The 23222-nt window shown below is 65.5% G+C and carries 17 protein-coding genes; 9 read left to right on the forward strand and 8 right to left on the reverse strand.

All coding sequences use genetic code 11. From position 1 onward, the window contains the following. Positions 1–183: 183 nt before the first annotated feature. Together lptE and leuS are read right to left on the reverse strand one after the other, a co-directional pair. Positions 184–681, reverse strand: coding sequence for an LPS assembly lipoprotein LptE (gene lptE / locus QZT63_RS06155; protein WP_290649481.1), 498 nt, complete (start codon positions 679–681; stop codon positions 184–186). A 22-nt stretch (positions 682–703) separates the two neighbouring features. Then, positions 704–3160, reverse strand: coding sequence for a leucine--tRNA ligase (gene leuS / locus QZT63_RS06160; protein ID WP_290649556.1), 2457 nt, complete (start codon positions 3158–3160; stop codon positions 704–706). Between the two features lie 227 nt (positions 3161–3387). Here leuS and QZT63_RS06165 point away from each other — a divergent pair, with 227 nt between their 5' ends. The 4 genes from QZT63_RS06165 to metH all read left to right on the forward strand — a co-directional run bounded on the left by QZT63_RS06165 (position 3388) and on the right by metH (position 9672). After that, complete coding sequence (locus QZT63_RS06165) at positions 3388–3912, forward strand: zinc ribbon-containing protein (RefSeq protein ID WP_290649483.1); 525 nt, start codon at positions 3388–3390, stop codon at positions 3910–3912. A 59-nt stretch (positions 3913–3971) separates the two neighbouring features. Beyond that, positions 3972–5015: an amidoligase family protein gene (locus tag QZT63_RS06170; protein ID WP_290649484.1), complete on the forward strand. Its 1044-nt coding sequence runs from the start codon at positions 3972–3974 to the stop codon at positions 5013–5015. Next, on the forward strand, positions 5012–5821 hold the full coding sequence (locus QZT63_RS06175) for a gamma-glutamyl-gamma-aminobutyrate hydrolase family protein (RefSeq protein ID WP_290649485.1): 810 nt from the start codon (positions 5012–5014) through the stop codon (positions 5819–5821). The genes QZT63_RS06170 and QZT63_RS06175 overlap by 4 nt, the downstream gene beginning before the upstream one ends. A gap of 161 nt (positions 5822–5982) precedes the next feature. Beyond that, positions 5983–9672: a methionine synthase gene (gene metH, locus QZT63_RS06180; RefSeq protein WP_290649487.1), complete on the forward strand. Its 3690-nt coding sequence runs from the start codon at positions 5983–5985 to the stop codon at positions 9670–9672. Positions 9673–9737: 65 nt separating this feature from the next. On the opposite strand, the gene QZT63_RS06185 is transcribed toward metH, so the two are convergent. The 5 genes from QZT63_RS06185 to QZT63_RS06205 form a co-directional block, all read right to left on the reverse strand. Continuing rightward, positions 9738–10652 carry a YihY/virulence factor BrkB family protein gene (locus tag QZT63_RS06185; RefSeq protein WP_290649488.1) on the reverse strand — a complete coding sequence of 305 codons (915 nt, stop codon included), beginning with the start codon at positions 10650–10652 and terminating at the stop codon, positions 9738–9740. 34 nt (positions 10653–10686) lie between these two features. After that, the gene (locus tag QZT63_RS06190; protein WP_290649490.1) at positions 10687–13857 is read right to left on the reverse strand and encodes an efflux RND transporter permease subunit; all 3171 of its coding nucleotides are present in this window, start codon (positions 13855–13857) and stop codon (positions 10687–10689) included. A 28-nt stretch (positions 13858–13885) separates the two neighbouring features. Further along, on the reverse strand, positions 13886–14818 hold the full coding sequence (locus QZT63_RS06195) for an efflux RND transporter periplasmic adaptor subunit (RefSeq protein ID WP_290649491.1): 933 nt from the start codon (positions 14816–14818) through the stop codon (positions 13886–13888). A gap of 200 nt (positions 14819–15018) precedes the next feature. Further along, positions 15019–16077: a glucosaminidase domain-containing protein gene (locus QZT63_RS06200; RefSeq protein ID WP_290649492.1), complete on the reverse strand. Its 1059-nt coding sequence runs from the start codon at positions 16075–16077 to the stop codon at positions 15019–15021. A 34-nt stretch (positions 16078–16111) separates the two neighbouring features. After that, positions 16112–17299 (reverse strand): trypsin-like peptidase domain-containing protein, encoded by a 1188-nt coding sequence (locus tag QZT63_RS06205; protein ID WP_290649494.1) that lies wholly within the window; start codon positions 17297–17299, stop codon positions 16112–16114. Between the two features lie 185 nt (positions 17300–17484). Between QZT63_RS06205 and QZT63_RS06210 the strand changes: the two genes are divergently transcribed. The 4 genes from QZT63_RS06210 (at position 17485) to QZT63_RS06225 (ending at position 20849) form a co-directional block, all read left to right on the forward strand. Beyond that, positions 17485–17889, forward strand: a complete 405-nt coding sequence (locus QZT63_RS06210) for an acyl-CoA thioesterase (protein ID WP_290649496.1) — start codon at positions 17485–17487, stop codon at positions 17887–17889. 3 nt (positions 17890–17892) lie between these two features. After that, positions 17893–19137: a threonine ammonia-lyase gene (locus QZT63_RS06215; protein WP_290649498.1), complete on the forward strand. Its 1245-nt coding sequence runs from the start codon at positions 17893–17895 to the stop codon at positions 19135–19137. Continuing rightward, positions 19134–20345 carry an MFS transporter gene (locus QZT63_RS06220; RefSeq protein ID WP_290649500.1) on the forward strand — a complete coding sequence of 404 codons (1212 nt, stop codon included), beginning with the start codon at positions 19134–19136 and terminating at the stop codon, positions 20343–20345. Before QZT63_RS06215 ends, QZT63_RS06220 begins: the two co-directional genes overlap by 4 nt. Before the next feature lie 63 nt (positions 20346–20408). Then, positions 20409–20849, forward strand: coding sequence for a VOC family protein (locus QZT63_RS06225; RefSeq protein WP_290649502.1), 441 nt, complete (start codon positions 20409–20411; stop codon positions 20847–20849). 147 nt (positions 20850–20996) lie between these two features. On the opposite strand, the gene QZT63_RS06230 is transcribed toward QZT63_RS06225, so the two are convergent. Continuing rightward, complete coding sequence (locus QZT63_RS06230; RefSeq protein ID WP_290649503.1) at positions 20997–22028, reverse strand: NADP-dependent oxidoreductase; 1032 nt, start codon at positions 22026–22028, stop codon at positions 20997–20999. 212 nt (positions 22029–22240) lie between these two features. On the opposite strand from QZT63_RS06230, the gene QZT63_RS06235 reads away from it, so the two are divergent. Beyond that, on the forward strand, positions 22241–23200 hold the full coding sequence (locus QZT63_RS06235; protein ID WP_290649505.1) for a universal stress protein: 960 nt from the start codon (positions 22241–22243) through the stop codon (positions 23198–23200). Positions 23201–23222: the final 22 nt, after the last annotated feature.

Here is a 23222-nt window from a genome sequence, read left to right on the forward strand (position 1 = left end):
CGCTACCCTAGTGTCCTGTCCCGTAAATAAGTTGCGAAAATTGGCGTGGATCCTGACGGTTCCCGGCAAGGCGCGCCGACGAGGCGTAGCGGGCACTACGGCGAGGAGGCGCAACGCCGCCAGGGGCCGTCAGGGCCGCGACAATCGTAACGTTATTTGCGGGACAGGACGCTAGTGTCCTGTCTATTCGCCGACTGTCGCCTGTACGCGTTCCGCCAACAAAAAGGCAATGTCGCGCCGCAACTCCTCCACCAATCCCTCCTCCCGTTCTTCACTACCAAGCACCTGCCCGCGATCGTAACGGAAGGCACGCACCTGCTCGAAGGTATCCGGACCCGCCAGGGTCTCACCATCGGCCGACTCGATGGACCAGCCCACCCGGTACCGCAGCTCGAACTCCTCGATGCCACCATCGGCGGCCACACTGAGCTGCTGCCGATCCCGCCGCTCGCTCTCCAGGATCAACCGCGGGCCGTCGCCGCTCTCGCGCACGTCGGCGCCCGCCGCACTGACGGCGCGGCGAACTTCCCGGGCAAGCCCGCCTTGTCCCACGCGACTGTCCACCACCACGGTCACGCCGTCCAGAGACGCCGCCCCTGGAGCGGACCCACGCAGGTGCCAGCCGCAACCCGCCAGCGCAATAATGAGCAACGCTACCGTGATACGGCGCAGGCTGCGCATCGGCGGCCTCCTCAGCGGCCCCTCAGTGGGCCACTACATTCACCAGTTTACCCGGTACCACGATCACCTTACGCACGGACTTATCGCTGATAAAACGCTGCACGTTGGGCTCCTCAAGCGCAGCCGCCTCGATGACGTCGCGCCCGGCATCCGCCGGCACCTGGATGTTGCCGCGCAGTTTGCCGTTGACCTGCACCACGAGGGCCAGGGTGTCCTGGGTCAGGGCCTGGGCGTCCACCTGCGGCCAGGCGGCATCCACCACCGGCCCCGCGTGGCCGAGCTCCGCCCAGAGGCGATGACAGATATGCGGCACAATTGGCGCCAGGATGAGCACCGCGGCCTCCAGGCCCTCCTGGAGGACAGCCCGGCCATGCTCGGTCTCGTCGTCGGCGGCCTTGTAGAGCGTGTTGATCAGCTCCATCACCGCGGCAATACCGGTATTGAAGGTGTAGCGACGCCCCATGTCGTCGGTGGCCTTACGGATGGTCTCGTGGATCTTGCGCCGCGTCGCGCGCTGGTCATCCGTCAATGCGGACGCCTCCAGCGCCGGTGGACGCGGGCGGGTGGTATGCGTGCGCACCAGCTGCCAGAGGCGTTTGAGAAAGCGATAGCTCCCCTCAACCCCCGAGTCCAACCACTCCAGGGACTGCTCCGGCGGCGCCGCGAACATGGTAAACAGCCGCACGGTGTCGGCACCGTAGCGCTCAACCAGCGACTGGGGGTCCACGGTATTGCCCTTGGATTTGGACATCTTGGCCCCGTCCTTGAGCACCATGCCCTGGGTGAGCAGGTTGGTGAATGGCTCGCCCACGGCAATGAGCCCCTCGTCGCGCATGACCTTCTGGAAAAAGCGCGCGTACAGCAAGTGCAGGATGGCGTGCTCGATTCCGCCGATGTACTGGTCCACGGGCAGCCAGTAGCCCGCACGGTCGTCGATCATGGCCCGTTGATTGTCGGGGCAGGCAAAGCGGGCGAAATACCAGGATGACTCCATGAACGTATCAAACGTATCCGTCTCGCGCTCGGCATCGCCGCCGCAGTCCGGGCAGGTCGTGCGATACCACTCGGGCATGTGCTTGAGCGGCGAGCCGGCGCCGTCAAAGGAGACCTCTTCCGGCAGCTCCACGGGCAAATCGGCATCCGCAACGGGCACCTGCCCGCAGCGGGGGCAGTTGATCATGGGAATCGGCGCACCCCAGTAGCGCTGGCGGGAAACACCCCAGTCGCGCAGGCGGTAGTGGATCTGGCGTTCGCCGAGGCCCTGCGCCTCGACCCAGTCGGCTATGGCCTCGAAGGCCTGCTCGGAGGTCATGCCGGTGTAGTCGCCGGAGTTCACCAGCACACCGGTGTCGGTGAAGGCCTGGGTGCTGATATCCGCTGCGCCGCCACCGGCGGGGGCAATGACCGGGCGGATCGGCAGGGCGTGCTTGGTGGCAAAGTCCCAGTCCCGCTGGTCATGGGCGGGCACCGCCATGACCGCCCCGGAACCGTAGGTCATGAGCACGAAGTTCGCGATCCAGATCGGGATCTCTTCACCCGTCAGGGGATGCACAGCGCGCAATCCGGTATCCAGGCCCTTCTTTTCCAGGGTGGCCACTGTGGCCTCGGCGACACCGGCCTTGCTGCACTCTTGCACAAATGCAGCCACCTCTGCATTGCCCGCGGCCAGCTCGCGGGTCAACGGGTGCTCCGGCGCAAGACCCATATAGGTGACACCGAAGAGCGTATCCGGACGCGTGGTATAGACGCTCAAGGCCTCACCCCGTCCCTGGACCGGGAACTCCAGCCGCACGCCTTCGGAGCGGCCAATCCAATTGCGCTGCATTGCGCGCACTTGCTCCGGCCAACCAGGCAGATCCTCCAGCGCCTCAAGCAGTTCGTCGGCGTAGGCGGTAATCCGCAGGAACCATTGCGGGATCTCGCGGCGTTCCACCGTGGCACCGGAGCGCCACCCCTTGCCGTCGACCACCTGCTCATTGGCAAGCACGGTCTGATCAACAGGATCCCAGTTGACCGTGGCGACCGCCCGGTAGGCCAACCCTTTGCGATACAGCCGCGTGAACAGCCACTGCTCCCAGCGGTAATAGGAGGGGTCACAGGTCGCGAACTCCCGGGACCAGTCATAGCCGAAGCCCAGCTGCTTGAGCTGCTCGCGCATCGCCGCGATGTTCTCCCGCGTCCACCGGGCGGGAGGCACGTTGTGTTGCATCGCGGCGTTCTCCGCCGGCAGGCCGAACGCGTCCCAGCCCATGGGCTGGAGCACATTGCGCCCCTGCATGCGCTGGTACCGGGTCATAACGTCGCCGATGGTGTAATTGCGCACGTGCCCCATGTGCAGCTTACCGCTGGGATAGGGGAACATGGACAGGCAATAGAATGCCTCCCGCCCTGGCTCCTCCGTGACCCTGAACGTCTGGTTGTCTTCCCAGTAGCGTCGGGCTTCGGCTTCGATGATCTCCGGCTTGTAGGCGTCGTCCATAGTCATCTTCGGCTCGTGGTATTCATTTGCATCGCAGACAAAGGCGCAAGTATACGGTAATCGGGCCATGGCTGCCGATGCGCGGGAACACACTGACCCGTCCAGGGCCTTGTGCGCCCGCCAGCAAAACCGCAATCTAGTGTCATGTAACCGAAAATCGGTTACATGACACTAGAGAGACGCAGACGTTGTACGCCGCTTACGGCGCACCGCATCAGGGGACCAGCATGAGTGAGCGCAAGGATTCCAAGGACCAGCGGCAGCTGGAAGGCTACGAAACAATGCTGCAGCGCGTCACCGACGCCCTGGAACAAGCGGGTGACGAGGCGCAGCCGCGGCTGCGCCAGGCACTGGACTGGGCACGCCAGAAGGCGGTGGACCTGAACGAGCTGACAGCCGAGGAGGCCGAGCGCATCAGCGAATACCTGCGCCGCGATGTCGAGGATGCGGCCCGCTTCCTGGACCGCGACAGTGATGGTGAAGACCTGCGCGGCTGGTTCCGCATGGACATGCAGCTCATCGGCTCCTGGCTGTACGACCGCTTCAGTACCATTGCCGACCGCACCCGCCTGGAGTGGTTGGAACTCAACCGCCAGTGGGAGGAGGCCGGTCACTACCACACAGGCGAGATCACCGGCCCCGGCGAGCTGCGCTGCTCCGCCTGCAACAAGGCCATGCATTTTAAGAACGCGGGACACATTCCACCGTGCCCCGGATGCCGGGGGACACGCTTCGAGCGCGTCACGGATTGAGGCGCGCCAGCGGGGCATTTCCGCCCGTCGCGGATCAGGCTAAAGTGTAGGCGTTTGACATGCAGCCGATCGGTGCACCCTGCAACCCCGTGGCCAAGGAGCCGGGCATGACGTTTCCGTTACCTGCCGCCATGACAACGGACAGTGGCCAACCCCGCCGTCTGGGCGTCGAACTGGAATTCGCCGGCCTGGACCTCGAGACGATTTCGACCCAGGTGGCCTCGCTGTACGGTGGACGGATCATTCGCGACAGCCGGTTTTCTCACCGCATCACCGACACGCGCTGGGGCACCTTCACCGCGGAGATCGATACGGCCCTGCTCAAAGACGGCAGTTACCTGCAACTCCTTGAGCGTCTCGGCTTCAACGTGCACGAGCCCTTGCATCGTGAGCGCGTGGACGATCTACTGGCGCGCCTGGCCGGCACGGTGGTCCCCCACGAAATTGTCACACCCCCCATCCCGTTCGTTGACATCCACGAACTCGAGGCCCTGCGCGCGGCCCTGCAGACCGGTGAAGCACTCGGCACGCGGGCATCGCTATTCTACGCCTTCGGACTGCACCTCAACCCCGAGGCGGCGTCGCTCCGCACCGAGCACCTCGTGGCCATAATGCGCGCGTTCTTGTTGCTCTACGACTGGCTGCAGGTGCGGGGGGAGATCAACTGGGCGCGGCGTATTTCCCCCTACATCAACGAGTTCCCGCACGCCTACCGGCGCTTGCTGCTGGATCCCGGCTATGAGCCGGATCAGGAGCGGCTGATCGCCGACTACCTCACACATAATCCAACCCGTAACCGGGCGCTGGACATGCTGCCGTTATTCTGTTTCCTGGCCGGCGACCAGGCCGTGCGTGACGTGCCCGACGCGGACCTGGTCAGCCCGCGGCCCGCCTTCCATTATCGCCTGCCCAACTGCCGGGTGGACGAGGCGGACTGGACCCTGGCATCGGAATGGAGCGGCTGGGTCAGCGTGGAGTGGCTTGCCGAACGCCCAGCACTGATGCGGCACATGGTGACCGCCTACCTCAAGAGGCGGCCACCCAGCCTGTCGCGGGTGGATCAGGAATGGGCGCTGGAGACTGAAGCCTGGCTACGCGAATGAAACCAGTGGTTGGCGTTACGGGACCGGATCGCGGGGGCACGGCCGCCTGGCTGTGCTGCCGGTTCGCGGTCTGGCTGGCAGGCGGACGCGCGGTTCGCATCACACCTGGGCGTCCAATGACCGCAGACGCCCTGGACGCCCTGATCGTCGGCGGTGGCGCCGACGTGGATCCGGGTCTCTACGGCGAGGAACCGGCCACTCCATCCATGCGCGCGCTGCGGCGCAGCAGCCGCAACCTGCCCCGGTTTCTCGCCACATTGGCCCTGTTTCCGCTGCTGTGGCTGCTACGACGGCTACTCAGTACAAAAGCGGCGGTCGGCGGGGATACGGACCGGGACCTCCTGGAAACGCGTCTCTTAGAGGAGGCCCTGGATTGCGGCCTGCCGGTCCTTGGGATCTGCCGCGGCGCGCAACTGCTGAACGTGGTCTGCGGCGGCACGCTCTACCAGGACTTGCGCGCGTTCTACAGCGAGACACCCAATTTATGGACCATCTGGCCCCAGAAGCCGGTGCGGCTTCGGCCCCATAGCCGGCTCGCCCAGGCTCTGGACCGCACCTACTGCCATGTCAACTCGCTGCATCGCCAGGCCATTCGGGACCCAGGACCGCGGCTCGAGCCCGTCGGTCATGAGGACTCGGGGGTCATCCAGGCCATCGAGGACTCCAACGCCCCGTGTGTCCTGGGTGTGCAATGGCATCCGGAATACCTGCCGCAAAAGCGCGAGCAACGCGCCCTCTTTCGACACCTCATCGCCTGCGCGGCCGAGCACGTCCACGCCAATAATGATTATTCAACTCGAGTATGAGCACTTTTCAAGGCGGCGCTGCGCCGGGCGCTGAAGCCCCTTCCGGGGCCGCCGAGTCCGCATGTGCCGGGACCTGAGCAAGCGCACCCCCTCGTTACTTTCCACCCAGGCGTTATAATGAGCGCCTCCGATGAGTGTGCATCGCAACCACTTGAGACCGAATGACTAACCGAATCGATACGCTCAAACATGCGCTTAACGAACGTATTCTTTTCCTCGATTGCGGCATGGGGACGAGCATTCAGCAGTACCCCCTGAGCGAGGAGGATTTCCGCGGCGAGCGGTTCAAGGACCGCCCAGGCGACATCCAGGGCAACAATGATCTGCTGGTGCTGACGCGCTCGGACATCATCCGCGAGATCCATGCAGATAACCTGGCCGCCGGCGCGGACATCATCGAGACCAACACCTTCAGCTCGACCACCATCGCGCAGGCCGACTATCAGATGGAGGACCTGGTCCATGAGCTGAACGTTGAGGCCGCGCGCCTGGCGCGCGCAGCCTGCGACGCCGCCGAAGCGGAAAACCCCGACTGGCCGCGGTTCGTGGCAGGCGCCCTGGGCCCAACCAACCGGACCGCCTCCATTTCGCCCGACGTGAACAACCCCGGCTACCGCAACACCTCCTTCGACGAGCTCTGCGCCGCTTATCTGCAAGCCGCGCGCGGCCTCGTCGAGGGCGGAGCCGACCTGCTCCTCATCGAGACCATCTTTGACACGCTCAACGCCAAGGCGGCCATCTACGCCACGGAGCAGCTCTTCGAGGAACTTGGCCACCGCCTGCCGGTGATGATCTCCGGCACCATTACCGATGCCTCCGGGCGCACGCTCTCGGGTCAGACCACGGAGGCGTTCTGGAACTCCGTGCGGCACGCCAAGCCATTTACGGTGGGCCTCAACTGCGCCCTGGGTGCCGAGCAGATGCGCCCGTTTGTCGAAGACATCTCCCGGGTCGCGGACACTTACGTGGCCGTCTACCCCAACGCCGGACTGCCCAACGAGTTCGGCGAATACGATCAGTCGCCGGAGGTAATGGCGAAGTACGTCAAGGACTTCGCCGAGAGCGGCTTCGTCAACATCATCGGCGGCTGCTGCGGCACCACGCCGGAGCACATCAAGGCGCTGCGTGAGGCCACCAAGGATATTCCCCCACGCAAGATCCCGGAGCCGGAGCGCGCCATGCGCCTGTCCGGGATGGAGCCCTTTAACCTCGGGGCCACCGCGTCGTTCGTCAACATCGGTGAGCGCACCAACGTCACCGGCTCCGCACGCTTCAAGCGCCTGATCAAGGAAGGCGATTACGACACCGCCCTGGAGGTGGCCCGGGATCAGGTGGACGGTGGCGCCCAGATCATCGACGTCAACATGGACGAGGGCATGATCGACGCCGTGCGGGCCATGACGGATTTCCTCAACCTGGTCGCCGCGGAACCGGACATCGCCCGCGTGCCGCTGATGATCGACGCCTCCAACTGGGAGGTCCTGGAGGCCGGCCTGAAGTGCACCCAGGGCAAGCCCGTCGTGAACTCCATCTCGCTCAAGGAGGGCGAAGCACCGTTTCTGGCGCAGGCCGAAAAATTGAAGCGCTATGGCGCCGCCGTCGTGGTCATGGCCTTCGACGAAGACGGCCAGGCGGACACCTACGACCGCCGCATCACGATCTGCAAGCGGGCCTACGACCTGCTGGTGGACACAGCGGCGTTTCCGCCCGAGGACATTATCTTCGACCCGAACTGCTTTCCGGTGGCGACAGGCATCCCGGAGCACGACAACTACGGTATCGACTTTATCGAGGCCACGCGCTGGATCAAGAACAACCTGCCCTATGCGCGGGTCTCCTGCGGACTCTCGAACCTGTCGTTCTCGTTCCGCGGCAACAATGCGGTGCGCGAGGCCATGCACTCGGCCTTCCTCTACCACGCCATCAAGGCCGGTCTGGACATGGCGATCGTCAACGCCGGCCAGATCGAGGTCTACGACAACATCCCCAAGGAGATGCTTGAGCGCGTGGAGGACGTGATCCTCAACCGTCGCGAGGACGGCACCGAACGGCTGCTGGAGTTCGCCGAGTCGGTGAAGGACCAGGGCGGCAAGAAGAAGGAAGAAGACCTGGCCTGGCGCGAGCAGCCCGTAAACAAGCGCCTGGAACACGCGCTGGTCAAGGGCATCGTCGACTACGTGGAAGAGGATACCGAGGAGGCGCGCCTGCAGCACGACCGTCCGATTGAGGTCATTGAGGGCCCGCTCATGGACGGGATGAATGTCGTCGGCGACCTCTTCGGCGACGGCAAGATGTTCCTGCCGCAGGTGGTCAAGTCCGCGCGTGTCATGAAAAAGGCCGTGGCACACCTGTTGCCTTACATCGAGGCCGAGAAGAAGGAAGGCGATAAGCCTGCCGCCCACATCCTCATGGCCACGGTCAAGGGCGACGTCCACGACATCGGCAAGAACATCGTCGGGGTGGTGCTCCAGTGCAACAACTTCAAGGTCACGGATATCGGGGTCATGCAGCCCGCCGAGACCATTCTGGACACCGCCATCAAGGAAGACGTGGACATCATCGGCCTCTCGGGGCTGATCACGCCATCGCTGGAGCAGATGGTGCATGTGGCCAAGGAGATGGAGCGCCGCAAGATGACGCAGCCGCTGCTCATCGGCGGCGCTACCACGTCACGGGTGCACACAGCGGTGAAAATCGACCCGCAATACTCAAACGAGGTGATCTACGTCAAGGACGCCTCACGGGGCGTGGGCGTGGCTTCCAACCTGCTCAGCGAGACCCGGCGCGCGGAGTACGTGGGCAAGCTCAAGGTCGAGTACGACAAGGTCCGTGAGCAGCACGCCGCGCGGCAGAAGAAGCAGAAGTGGATCTCCATCGACAAGGCGCGGGAAAACCGTACGCCGGTGGACTGGGAGGGCTACCAACCGGTCGTGCCAAAACGGCTCGGGATCCAGGTCCTGGACGACTACCCGCTGGCGCAGCTGACCCGGTATATCGACTGGACGCCGTTTTTCAAAAGTTGGGAGCTCGCCGGCAGCTATCCCAGAATCCTCGAGGACGAGCACGTGGGCGAGCAGGCCCGCGCGCTCTTTGAGGACGCCCAGGCCATGCTGGAGCGGATCGTCAACGAAAACTGGCTCACCGCCCGTGCCGTGTTCGGCCTGTTCCCGGCCAATGCGGTGGGCGATGACACGGTGCTCTACACCGACGACTCCCGCCGGGAGGTGCTCACTACCCTGCACCACCTGCGCCAGCAGAACGAGAAGCCGCAAGGCCGGCCGAACCAGAGCCTGGCGGACTACGTGGCGCCGAAGGAGAGCGGCAAGCCCGATTACATGGGCGCCTTCGCCGTGACCGCGGGTATCGGCATCGACGCGCACATCAAGCGCTTCGAGGCCGACCACGACGACTACAGCAGCATCATGGTCAAGGCTCTTGCCGACCGGCTCGCCGAGGCCTTTGCCGAGCACCTGCACGAGCGCGTCCGCAGGGAATTCTGGGGCTATCAGCCGGACGAGGACCTCGCCAACGAGGACCTCATCAAGGAGCGCTATCGAGGTATCCGGCCAGCGGCGGGTTACCCCGCCTGCCCGGATCACACCGAGAAGGACGTGCTCTGGGAGCTGCTCGAGCCGGAGGCGCGCATCGGCCTGCATCTCACCGAGAGCAAGGCCATGGTGCCCACCGCCGCGGTCAGCGGCATCTATATCGGCCACCCGGAGAGCCGCTACTTCGGTCTTGGCAACATCTACCAGGACCAGGTGGAGGACTACGCCAAGCGCAAGGGATTGTCCAAACGCGAGCTGGAAAGCTGGCTGGCGCCGAACCTGGGGTACGAAGCGGACGACTGAACGCGCGTCCCGGCGTTCAACCGCGAGGGGTGGCAGCACCCCTTCGCATCTCCGGCAGCGACGCGTCAAAACGCCTCGTCTTCCACCAGCTCATTCCTGACGCGAACGGCCAGATTGCGCGGCACCACGCGGCCGCCCCGGGCCACCAACAGTGTCTTGGTGAAGGCCGCGCCGAAGAGCAGGATGAGCGACGAGAAATACACCCATAATAACAGCACCACCAGTGAGCCCGCGGCACCATACGGCGAGGCCGGCGCCGCCAGCGTCAGATAGGTGGCGATGCCGTAGCGGCCGAGGAGGAACAGGACCGCGGTCAGCAACGCCCCGGGAATGACGTCGCGCCAGCTCACGACCACGTCCGGCAGGATGCGGAAGATCATGGCGAAGAGCAGCACGATCACGACCAGGGACAGACTGATCTCGGCTATCGACACCGCGCTGGGGTGGACCGGGAGCCAGGCATCGGCAAAGCGGAGCACGGCCCGCAGCATGACCGTGAGCAGCAGCGAGACCAGCATGACGAAGCCGATGATGATGACCACGACCAGCGACAGCAGCCGGCTCTTGAGGAGAATCAGCACGCTGCTGCGTGTCGGCCGCGCGATGACGCCCCAGATCGCATTGAGGGAGAGCTGCATCTGGGCAAACACTGTGGTGGCGCCAATCAGCATCGCCGCGATGCCAATGATGGTGGGCAGCCAGCCGGCCTGCTCCAGCCGCGATGCGGCGACGGCCTGTTCCACCGCTGCGGCGGCATCCGCACCGATGACGTCCTCCAGTTGATCGACGATTTCCCCCTGCGCCGCATCGGGGCCGAGCACGATGCCGATCATGGTAATGGCAATAATCATCACCGGAGCCAGTGAAAAGAGGGTATAAAACGCCAGCGCCCCGGCATGGGCGAAGGCGTTGCCCTCCAGCCAGAGCTTGACGCTGTCCGTGAGCAGGCGCAGCCAATACTTGCCGATTGCAATCACCATTACCCCCCGTGTCGTCGACGGTGTGACATGTCTGTCATCCCGGCTCCGCGGCCGGGCGCGCCCCCGTGAGCCAGCGCGTTAAGCCCACAGCGGCGGCACTGACCACCAGGTACAGGCAGGGCACCACGAGCAACGTCAGCACCATGCCCATCAGCAGTCCCCCAATGACGGTCAGCGCCAACGGCTGCATGATCTCGGTACCGGCGCCCATGCCGACGGCAAGCGGTGTCATGCCCAGCACCGTGGTTAACGTGGTCATCAGGATGGGGCGCAGCCGCAGGCCGCCTGCGGCGACGGTAGCCCGGGCCATGGACAGGGCCTGGTTGCGCCGGCCGATCTCGATGTACTCCACCAGCAGGATGGCATTGTTCACCACAATGCCGATGAGCAGGATCATGCCGATCAGGACCGGCGCCGAGACCACGCTACCCGTGGCCCAGAGCATTGCGGTCACGCCCACCATGGCCAGCGGCGCCGCGCTGATGATCACCAATGGGTTACTCAGCCGCTCGTACTGCACGGCCAGCACCACGAACACCAGGAAAACCGCAAGCAGGATCACCGTGCCCAGCTCGCGGTTGGTCTCCTGGATGGTCTCCCACTGACCGCCGTAGATCAGGCTGTACCCCTCAGGCAGCTCGAGATCGGCGAGGCGGGCATCCACCTGCGCCATGATGCTACCCACGTCGTTGAGATCGGTGTTGATGTCACCGCCGACGCGAACCAGACGGCTCTGGTTCTCCCGTTCGATATGCGCCGGGCTGTCGCCGAGTTCGAAACGGGCCACGTCACGGAGCTGAATCGGCTCCCCCTGATGGCGGAACAGCAGCAGATCCCCAAGGGTCTCGGTATCCTGGACGGCATCGCGGGGCAGGCGCACGCGAACGTCGTACTCCTGGTTCCGGGTCATGAAACGCGTGGCAACGGCGCCATCGACGGCATCGCGAACGGACTGACCGACGTCCGCGACGCGCAGCCCAAAATCACTGGCCCGGGCCCGGTCCACCTCGATGCTGAGCATCGGGCTTTCGTCCTCGCGTGTCAGCTCGACACCCTCGAGCCCACGAATGCCTTCAAGCCGGGAGGCGATGTCCAGCGCCGCGGAGCGCATGGTGCCGAGGTCCTCGCCGACCACGCCGATGGTGAGATCGTCACCCCAGGTGGCAAAGCGCAGCCCGTCGATGCGCGGTGGGCGGACACTGATGCGGGCACCGGGAATGTCCAGGGCATCCAATCGCCGCTGGGCCTGGGCCACCCACGTTCCCGCGGGCATGTCCGGCCGCTCGCCTGCGGGGACCAGCTGAACGCTGCTGCGGGCTGTTCCCGGGCGCTCATTGATCACCCCACCGCTTAAGTGTCCGCCCACAATGGTGAACAGGCTCTCCACGTGGGGCATCTGCCCCAGCTCCGCCTCCACCCGACGCTTCGCGGCGTCCGTCTCTTTGGGCGGCGTTCCTGGTGGAAGAAACAGGCGTACGTCGACGTTGCCGTCGTCAACCTGAGGCAGAAACTCCGTCCCAAGCTCTTGGAACACAGGCACCGAGGCCACCATGGCCGCGGCGGCGGTACCCAGCACGGCCCAGCGCCAGCGCAAAATGCATGGCATGCGCCGGCGGTAGCCGGCGCGAGCCCGATCGATCACCCAGTTGAACGCCCGAAACGGCACCGTACCGCCAAGGTGGCTGCGGAAGCGGATGCCACCGAGCAGTGCCGCCAACATGGGCACCAGCGTCACGGCAGCAGCCAGGGTGGCGATAATGGCAAAGGAGATGGTAAGAATCAGCTCGCGGAAGATCAGCGCCGCAATCCCGGTGATCAGCAGAAATGGCAGCACCGCCGCCAGATTGGTCACGGTACCCGCAGTAATGGCGGAGATGACCTCGCGGGCGCCGTCGTGGGCGGCGTCCTTCGGCGACTTGCCCAGTTGCTCCCGGTGCCTGGAGATGTTCTCCAGCATGACGATGGCATTGTCCAGCAACAACCCGACACCGAGGGCGAGGCCACCCAGACTCATGATGTTCAGCGTCAGTCCGGCGGTGCCCATCATGGCGAACGTGGCCATGAGCGCGATTGGAATGGACAGGCCGATGACGAATGCCTTGCGCAGACTACCGAGAAACAGCAACACCGTAACCATCGCCAGGGTGCCGCCCAACAGCGCCGCTGTCGCCACACCGGAGACGGCGCCCCGCACAAAAAATGCCGGGTCGCGGGTGGCTTGGTAGCGAATGTCCTCCGGAATAAAGCCAGAGCGCTCCAGCCTCGCCATGGTCTCGTTCAGGCCGTCCACCACCTCGACCGTGTTGGCATCGGGCAGTTTGAAGGCGGAGACCTGGGCGGCGGCGGTGCCGTTCAGACGCGCCAGCACCCGCGGCTCGCGGAAGCCGTCGCGCACGTCCGCGACATCGCCAACGCGGACGTGCTGCGCTTGATTGCCGGGCATGGGCATCAGCACATCGCGGATGTCGTCCGGTTTCTGGAACAAGCCGTCCGTTTTGGCCATCACGTCGAACGTGTCGGACGTCACCCAGCCGGCCGCGATGTCGGCGTTCTCCATGCTGAGCGCACTCACCAGGTCTGCGTGCGCCATCCCGTACGAGCGCAGCCGCTGCTGGTCGACCACCACCTCCATCTCACGCACCATGCCACCGGCGGCCTCCACACCAGAGACGCCGTGCATGGCGATCAACTGCGGGACAAGCTCGCTATCCACCCAGTCACGCACGGCGGCCTCCGAGCGCACGGTAGAGCTGAAGCCAGCCTGCCAGACAGCGTCCTGGGAGGCGTCAAACTTATACAGTCGTGGCGGCTCGATATCCGCAGGCAGCTGCGTGCGGGCCAGCTCCAAATGGCGCGAGGCATCCTGCAGCGCCAGGTCCAGATTCGTCCCGTATTCGAATATCAGGTTGACGTTGGTCCGCCCCTGGGAGGCACGGCTGTCGATGGTGACCAGATTTTCCGTGGCTGCGAGATGGCGCTCCAGCACGCGGGTCACCTGCTGTTCCATCACTTCCGGCGCGACCCCGGGGTAATTCACGGTGACCCGGATCTGGGGATATTCCACATGGGGGAGCAGATCCAGGGGGAGGCGATCCACAAAAAACAGGCCAAGCACGAACACCACCGAGGCCAGGGCCAGGGTGCCGACGGGGCGTCGGATAGCGCTGTTGGCGGGGCTGCGCCTGTGTCGGGTCATCCGCTCCATGCAGTCTCGGCCGTTGCGCCGCTCCCGTTCAACTGCGCCACATCACAATCCGCACGGCGTCCCCATCCTGCAGCTCACCGGGATTACTGGCAAGGACGATATCGCCCGCTTGCAGTCCATCGCGAATCTCCGTCCACTGCCCGCGGGTAACCCCAGGCTCAACGGCGCGGGCGACCAAATGATCCGCCTCGATCATGTACACGAACGGGCTGCCATTGCGTTCACCGACGGCATCGGCGGGCACCGCCAGCACATCGGCGCGCTGGTCGATCGCCATACGGATGCGGCCGAGAAAACCGGGGCGCACGCCGCGCTCAGCGGCATCCCGGGGCAACGCCACTTCCACGGTAACGAGGCGAGTGTCCCTCGCTGCCATCGGGAACACCCGGCGCACCTCGCCGACCATGGGGTCATCCGGCAGGGCATCAAGGCGGATGGGCACCGGCGTTCCCTCGGTCAAGTGGACCACGTCCAGCTCCGAGACGCCGGGACGCATCACCAGCGCATCCATGGCCACCAACTCGAACAAGGTCTGCCGGGCATCCACGGCCTCGCCGGGCTCCACGTAGCGCCCGGTCACCACGGCGTCCCGGGGCGCCTCCACACGACCGAATGCCAAGCGACTCTTCCACAGGCGTCGCTCGCTCTCGCCAACCAGCACCGCCGCCTCGTCACGCTGGAGCTCGGCGGCACTGGCGATCCCCTGCCCACGCAACTCCCGCGTGCGCTGGTATTGCCGGCGTGCATCCTCTTCCTGGGCGCGAGCCCGGTCCAGCTCCGCCCGCTCTTCCGAGACATCAAGGCGCGCCAGCACATCCCCCGCCTGCACGGCATCGCCCACCTCCGGCACAACCGCATCCAGGGTGCCGTGCGTCCGGCTGGCAAGCCGAATGCGCACCTTTGGCTCAACCGTGGCCGAGACAGATAGAGTCCGTGAGAGGTCCCGCGGTTCCAGTTCCACGGCGGCCACCGGCGTGGACCGGTTGTGAGCGCCGCCGGATGGCTCATCCGGACTCGCGCCGTCGCACCCACTCAGCCACGCCAGGCCAAAGGCCGACAGGAACACAAGAGGCACGTACCGGGAACGACGGCATCGGTGCGGCATGACTCGGTGGTTTCTCCCGCTTCGCGTCAATCGAACTCCCGGGAAGTCTGTGTCCATCACTGTTGCAAGTCTGCGGTCCAGTCGGCAGCGTCCAAAAGTCGCCGCGCATCCACGGGCGTCAGCTGCAGACCATCCAGGCCTTCCAGATCATTGACCCGGATCATCGAGCGAATTTCCTCAACGTAGGCCTCACCACGCTCGGAATACCGGTGTAAGCCCGCCGCCAGCCGCGCCCCTGACAACCCTACGCCTTCCGCCCGGCCTTGCTCGCGGCTCTCTCGCAGCCCGGCGTACGCATCACCCACGTTGATGGTATACAGATAGTTACGCACGGACGCGCGCAGATCCGGGAACACGCGCACGAAGTGCGTGGCACCGGCGACGCGGCGTTCCGGGACCAGCCCGCGATCCTCATGCCATGTCCACACGCCGAACAGGTTATTGGCCTCGCGGGTGAACCGCGACTGGCCCCAGCCGCTCTCGTTCGCCGCCTGCGCCAACGCCATGTCCGCCGGGACGGCATCCACGCGGCGCAGCAGTTCCTCGCGGAAGGCCGTGCTGTTGGAATCGCCCGCCACGCGGAAACGCGCGGCCACGGTCTGCAGCAAACGGTCCTCGCGCGAATTGGGCTCGATCTCACCGCCGGCAAAAATCTCACCCAGGCGCTCGCGCGTCTTCAGCATGATCTGATTCTCGGCTACGATCAGCGGTAGCAGGGTGCGAAAGAACACGGACTTGCGTTCATCGACCGACAGCTCCCCGAGGGGCGGAAAGGCGCGCACAGCCAGGGCGGGCACCGTGTCGTTCGGCGGCCAGTCATAGTCAAGCGTCGCGAACGCACCCTGCAGTTGCGTCGCCGTCTCCGGCTGGATCGAGACCATGGGCGGCAGAATGTCCTGGCGCTCCCCATAGGTGATATCCGCTGGCAACTCCGGGATATCCTCGGGGAGTTCCTCGTCCTCATCCAGCAGCCCCGCCGGTGGCGGGGTCTCGGACTGCTGCTGCATCCCCCAGGCTGCCACAACAAACACCGCAGCGAGAGCGGCCAGGCCGAGCAGCGCAGGCCGCGTGCGACCCCCCAGCCGATGGAATGGCGACGTGTCCTGGTTTGTCATGGTGCCTCCTTGTGTGGTTGCAGGCGGTTTGTGCTCATTGCGACCGCTCGGATTGACGGGCGCTCAGCGTCACTGCGACATCGCTGCGCTCCCCGTCACGAAGCAAGGTCAACGTCGCGCGGTCCCCGGGCCGGGTGGATTCAAGGCTCGCCAAAAGCTCGGCGACGCTGCCGATGCGCTGGCCGTTGATCGCCAACAACACATCACCCCCAACCGGAATCCGGTGCGCCCCGTAGCGGATTCGCCGCTGCTCGTCACCGCCCTGCAGCCCGGCGTCGGCGGCATGACTGCCCGACGCGACCCGTGTGATGAGAATCCCCCGCTGGACCGGGACATTGGTCGCCGCGGCCAGCCGGGGTGTCAGCGCCAGTCCCTGGATATCGATCCAGCCGCGGGAGACGCGACCCCCCTGGAGGATCTGCGACACGATGCGGTCCACCGCATTCACGGGTATGGCCAGACCAATACCCACGCTGCCCGGCAGCGGTGAGATCATCATGGAATTGACGGCCACGACTTTGCCGCGCGTATTCAAAAGTGGCCCACCGGAGTTCCCGGGGTTGATCGCGGCGTCCGTTTGCACCAGATCCCGCATAATAAACCCGGAGGCGGTCTGAACGGGCCGGTTAAGGGCCGACACCACACCGGCGGTCAGCGAGCCCTCCAATCCGAACGGATTGCCCAGCGCAAACACGTGCTGGCCGACCTGCAATCTGTCGCTGTCCCCCGGCGTTAACGTGGTCAACTCCCGCCCTTGTGGGTCGAAACGCAGCACCGCCAGATCAAGCTCCGGATCCGAGCCGATGACCGCGGCGCGGTAATGGCTGCCGTCATAGAGCGTGACGACCAGACGTTGACCGCGTTGCACCACGTGGTGATTGGTCACCACTGTGCCGCGCTGGTCGATGATGAAGCCACTGCCGGTGCCGGCGTCCGGGAAGGCTCGGCCGAAGCGGGTCCGGTACGCGCTCAGGGAGGTGATATTGACCACGCCACGGATGCGATCGCGATGCAGCTGCACGGTATTGATTTCCTCGTCGCGCAGCCCCTCCGTATATAACGGCGGGCGCTGGGTGTCGACGGGGACGCCACGTGTAAACGGGAATTCAACCTGGTCCAGCAGTTCCGGCGCCGGCTGTACGCGCTCGACCGTAGCGCAGCCACCAAGGGCGACAAGCAGCAGCATCAGCACAGCATGGACGAGTCGGAATCGAAAGCGCATGTGGACAATCCTTGGCCAAACGCAATGTATGCTCAGGGTTACCAACCCGGAGTCGTCACGCAAGAGGCAACCGCTCCCGGGAGCGCGGGCTTTCCTCTCCAAGACGCGTTGCTCTCAGCTACAATGGCTCAGAACGAGCGCGGTCCCCGACCGCGGGACCTCGGAGCCAGCAACGGGAGCCCACCATGTCCAGCGACGCCCCCACCGGAGACTTGATGTTGCGAACGCTGGCGATGCCGGCCGACACGAACCCGTCGGGGGACATCTTTGGTGGCTGGCTGCTCTCGCAGATGGACGTGGGCGGGAGCCTACTGGCGGTGGATCATGCCCGCAGCCGGGTGACCACAGTAGCCGTGGAATCCATGAAATTCCACCTACCCGTCTACGTTGGCGATGTGCTGTGCTGTTATGCCAGCCTCAAACGCATCGGGCGGACATCCATTACCGTGGACGTTCAGGCCTGGGTCCTGCGCGGCGGCGCCCAACGGGACCGGCTACTGGTCACGGACGGCGTATTCACCTACGTCGCCATGGACAAGCAGGGGCGCCCACGCGCCGTGCAGGCAGCCGAGACAGGTACGGCGGGGTAACCCATGGCAGTCACCATCGACACAATCCGCCGCGCCGCGGACAACATTCGCGGCAATGTGCAGTGCACGCGCTGTGAGCTGTCGCGGACGCTATCGTCCATGACCGATGCCGAACTGTATTTCAAGTTCGAGAACCACCAGTTCACAGCAGCCTTCAAAGAACGGGGCGCCCTGAACCGCTTGCTGGCACTGACGACAGACGAGCGCCAGCGTGGCGTCATCGCCATGTCCGCCGGTAATCACGCTCAAGCCGTTGCCTACCACGCCAGCCGCCTGGGCATTCACGCCACCATCGTCATGCCGCGGCACACCCCGAACATGAAGGTCGAAAACACCCGCCGCTTCGGCGCGGATGTTTGGCTACAAGGCGCCGGGGTGGCCGAAGCCGGTGCCTTCGCCGAGCGGCTCGCGGCGGAACACCGCTATGTGTTCGTGCACCCCTATGACGATGACCACGTCATCGCCGGTCAGGGCACGGTTGCGCTGGAAATGCTGGCAACCGTACCGCAGCTGGATACCCTGGTCGTGCCTATCGGCGGCGGCGGGCTGATCGGTGGCATGGCGGTGGCCGCCCGGGCCGTCTCACCGGGGACCGAAGTGATCGGGGTCCAGACGACGCGCTTCCCGGCAATGAAGCAGGCGCTCGCCGGTGAGCCCATTGTTACGGGTCCGCCCACCATCGCTGAGGGCATCGCCGTGAAGGTGCCGGGAAAGCGCACGCTGCCGCTGGTCCGGGACCTGGTCTCGGACATTGTGCTGGTGGACGAATGGCACCTGGAGCAGGCGATATTGCTCCTGCTCGAAATTGAGAAGACCGTCGTCGAAGGTGCCGGAGCGGCGGGCCTGGCAGCCGTGCTGGCCCACCCCGAGCGGTTTCGGGGTCGGCGCATCGGCATCGTGCTCTGCGGCGGCAACATCGATCTGCTGCCGCTGTCGTCTGTCATTCAGCGGGGGCTGGTTCGCACGGAGCGGGTGGTGCGTGTGCGCGTGGGGGTGCCCGATGTACCGGGTGCCCTGGCGGACCTAACGCGGATATTGGCAGACCATAACGCCGGCGTGATTCAGATCGCCCATCAACGCCAGTTCACGGATCTGCCCCTGCGGTCGGTGGAGGTGGAAACCATCCTGGAGACCCTGGGCGCGGATCACACCCGTGAAATCATTACGGCGCTGCGGGATCACGGCTACGATCCGATTCTGCCCGATCAGAGCGATCTGCACCCGGACGAGCGGCGAAGCAACCCATGAGCCAGAAGCCGGGGTCCCGGCCGTGGCTGGCGGGCGCGGCCGCTGTCCTGGCGATTTTCACGGCGATCTTCGCCAGTAACGTGCCGACCCCGATGTATGCGGTCTGGCAAGCCGAGTGGGGATTCTCCTCGTCAGCGCTCACGGCGGTATTTGCTGTGTACGTGCTCGGCGTCGTCGCCACCCTGCCGGCCATCGGCGCCTTGTCTGACGTAGCCGGGCGCCGCGAGGTGCTCGTGCCCGGGTTACTGTGTATCGCGGCGGCCGGCGTCATATTCGCATTCGCGCCCAATATTTACTGGCTGGCCGCGGGACGCTTGCTCACCGGAATTGGTACGGGCGTGGTCACCGGCACCGCCACGGCCGCGCTGGTCGAGATGGATCCCGACAACAACTGGGCACGCTCGGCTGTCATTTCGGCCCTGACGCTGACCGCCGGCGCCACCACTGGACCGCTACTCAGCTCCGGGGCGCTGCATTTGGGCTACTGGCCACTGACAGCCCCGTTCCTAGTGGTCGTCTGCCTGGCGCTGGGGGCCATCGTCCTGCTCGCAACGGTTCGCTGGCCACGCCACGTGGGGCGACGCCAACCCGATTTCCGGTTGCGTCAGTGGCGCCCAACCCGGTTGAGCGTACCGCGGAATATTCTGGGCAGTTTCGCCTTCGCCGGCGCCGCCATGTGCCTGTCCTGGTCTGCAGGCAGCCTGTACGCTGCCCTGGGCCCCTCCCTGGCGGCGGAGCTGGTGGGCATCGGCGATCGCGCCCTGGCCGGTCTGTACGCCGCCGCCTTTCAGTTCGTCGCCGGTATTGGTCAGTTCACCGCCCGACGACACCATCCGCAGCAGCTGTTGTTGGCCGGACCCATCATCCTGGCGACGGGAATGGCCGTCTGTGTCACCGGCATTGTGCTGACCTCGCCGTGGGTGTTCGCCCTGGGCACGATTAGCACGGCGTTCGGCGCCGGTGTCACGGCCATGGGCGCGGTGGCGACCATCAGCCGCGAAGCCCCGGCGGACCGGCGCGGTGAGGTGGTCTCCAGCTTCTACGTGCTGGCCTATCTGACCATGGCCGCCGTGGTCCTGGGGGTGGGTAGCGCGAGTGACTGGGTCGGCCTGCAGTACACGATGATCGGCCTGGGTGGTCTGACCCTGGTGGCTGCAGGTATCGTCATCTTCACGGGGCTGCGCAGCGGTCGTGCCGGCGTCTACTAGGCGCCCCGGACCCTGTGCGACATGCCGAATTCCATGACACTACACTGAGACAGGACACACGCCATGCAATACCTGCACACCATGGTCCGCATCAGCGACCTTGACGAATCGCTGGAGTTTTACTGCAACCGGCTCGGAATGGTCGAGGTCAGCCGCAGGGAGGTGGAGGCGGGGCGGTTCACGCTGGTGTTCCTCGCCGCGCCAGAGGACGAAGAGCGGGCGCGCCGTGATCGGGCGCCCATGCTTGAGCTCACCTGGAACTGGGATCCGGAGGAGTACACCGGCGGGCGCAATTTCGGCCACCTGGCCTACCGCGTCAAGGACATCTACGCGCTGTGCCAGTCGCTGATGGACGCCGGCGTCACCATCAACCGCCCACCCCGGGACGGGCGCATGGCCTTCATCCGTTCGCCGGACGGCATCTCCATCGAGCTGCTCCAGCAAGGCGACCCTCTGCCGGAGCGCCAACCCTGGGCGTCCATGGAGAACGCCGGCACCTGGTAGCAGCGGACCGGCGGGACCGCGGTGATCGTTGCCGATCCGCAGTCAGGCGGCCGACGCCGCACCGGCGGCTGCCGGAATACAGCCGGAGCCACTCATGCACGCCGTGGTGTTCGGCGTGGGGGCAAGCCCGCGCCGAACACATGACGCTCAAGGGCGGCTAGGATCCTCGCTGACCTGGACCAGCAGCTTGCCGAAATTCTTGCCGCTCAGTAGCCCCTGGAATGCGGAGACGGCGTTCTCCAGCCCCTGGACGATATCCTCGCGGTGTTTCAGCTTGCCGTCGCGCACCAGCGGCGCGACATTCTTGAAGAATTCCTTGCGCCGGTCGGCGTGGTCGAACTGGATAAAACCGCGGATCGTCAACCGCTTGGTGAGAATGTGGCGCATGAAACCGGGCAGCCTATCCGCGCCTGCCGGCGCATCGGCCTCGTTGTAGTGGGCGATGATGCCGCACACCGGAATCCGGGCGAATTCATTCAGCAGCGGCATCGCCGCCGCCTGCACCTTGCCGCCCACGTTCTCCCAGTACACATCGATGCCGTCGGGACAGGCCGCGGCGAGGTCCTGTTCAAAGCTCGCGGAACGGTGATCCACACAGGCGTCGAACCCCAATTCGTCGGTGACGAACCTGCACTTCTCCGGCCCGCCCGCGATTCCCACCGCGCGGCAACCCCACAGCCTGGACAGTTGACCGACCACCTGCCCCACCGCGCCGCTGGCGGCGGACACGGCGACCGTCTCCCCCTTCTGCGGCCGGCCGTGTTCCAAGAGCCCCGCATAGGCCGTAAAGCCGGGCATACCCAGGACGCCCACGGCGGTGGAGATCGGTGCCTCGTCCGGATTCAGCCGCTTCAGGCCCTTTGGGTTCACGGCGGCGTAGGCCTGCCAGCCGGTGTGGGCGAGCACCAGTTCACCCTGCTGCCAGTCCGGATGGTGGGATTCTTCCACCTCGCAGACAGTACCGCCCTCCATGACGCTCCCGACCTCCACCGACTGGGCGTAGGACTTGGAGGCGCTCATGCGGCCGCGCATGTAGGGGTCCAGGGACAGGTAAATGGTGCGCAGCAGGACCTCTCCGTCCGCCGGCTCCGGCATGGGGGCAGACTCGAGCTTCAGGTGGGATTCATCCGGCATGCCCTCCGGACGTGCTGCCAGAATGATGCGTTGGTTGTTGGCCATAAATTCAAACTCCCCCGCGACGGCCTGTGACGGATCCATGCTGTATCGCACCTGTACCATTGAGAATAGCAGCATTGGCAACCGCGACATGACCCATCCAGGCCGCCAGGCTTGATCTGCATCAATGGACGCATGGCACCGCCATGCTGAACTATGCTGCAAACTGGAGGCGCCAGCGTGCCATCGACGCACGCGCCGTCGGAGGGCAACCCATGGACATAACACCGAAGGATATCATCGTACCCGTGGACGGCTCCGACCACGCCGGCGCGGCGGCGCGATATGCAGCGCGGCTCGCCCAGGCCCTTACCGCGGATCTCCATTTGGTGCACGCCTTCCCGGGCTCGATCAAGCGGGTCATGGAGACCCTTGGCCGCACCCCGCGGCACGCCAGCGCCGAGCGCATGACCGCGGAGACATTCGAGACGCTGCGCAATGGCAGCGCCCGCCGGGCCTTCCAGCATGCGCGAAGTTATCTGCCCGCCGACAGTTCGATTACCGAGCATGTCCTCGACGGTGAGCCTTCGGAGGCCATTGCGGCATTCGTTGGTGATGGCCACGAGGTGCAGGTGGTGATGGGCCGTCGCGGCATCGGACGCGTGCGCGAATTATTCCTGGGCAGTGTCAGCGAGCGGGTGATCCTCCGGGTGCCTCAGCCGGTCACCGTGGTCACCGCCGGACGGGAGGCGGGCGAGACACGGGACGGCAAGCCAGCGCCACTGGTGGTGCCGGTGGACGGCTCTGAGGCCGCGCACAGTGCCGTGGTGCACGCGGCCTCCCTGGCGCGCCACACCGGCGCGGCGCTGCATCTGCTGCACGCCTTCCCGGGACTCGGGTCGCTGGACCCGAGCCTCAACAGCACTATCTCGCTCACCAACGCTGCTCCGTTATCGCGCCAAGAGCTGGGGGACATGGCGCGGCTCAGCGCCAATGAGGCGTTTGCGACGGCGCGCGCGGCGATCGCCGACTCGCCGGTGGAGATGCCACGGATTGTGGAGATCCGCCGGGAGGGCCTACCCGCGCGAGCGGTGACGGAGTACGTGCAGTCCCTGGGGACCGCCGAAGTAATCATCGGGCGGCGGGGCCTGGGGCGCGTCCAGGGTGTGCTGCTGGGCAGCGTCAGCCAGCGGGTGCTGCACGGCGCGGAATGCCCGGTGACTGTGATCGGCTGAGGCACGGCAGGAGGGCGCGGAC

Source organism: Aquisalimonas sp. (assembly GCF_007120195.1).
Lineage (GTDB): Bacteria > Pseudomonadota > Gammaproteobacteria > Nitrococcales > Aquisalimonadaceae > Aquisalimonas.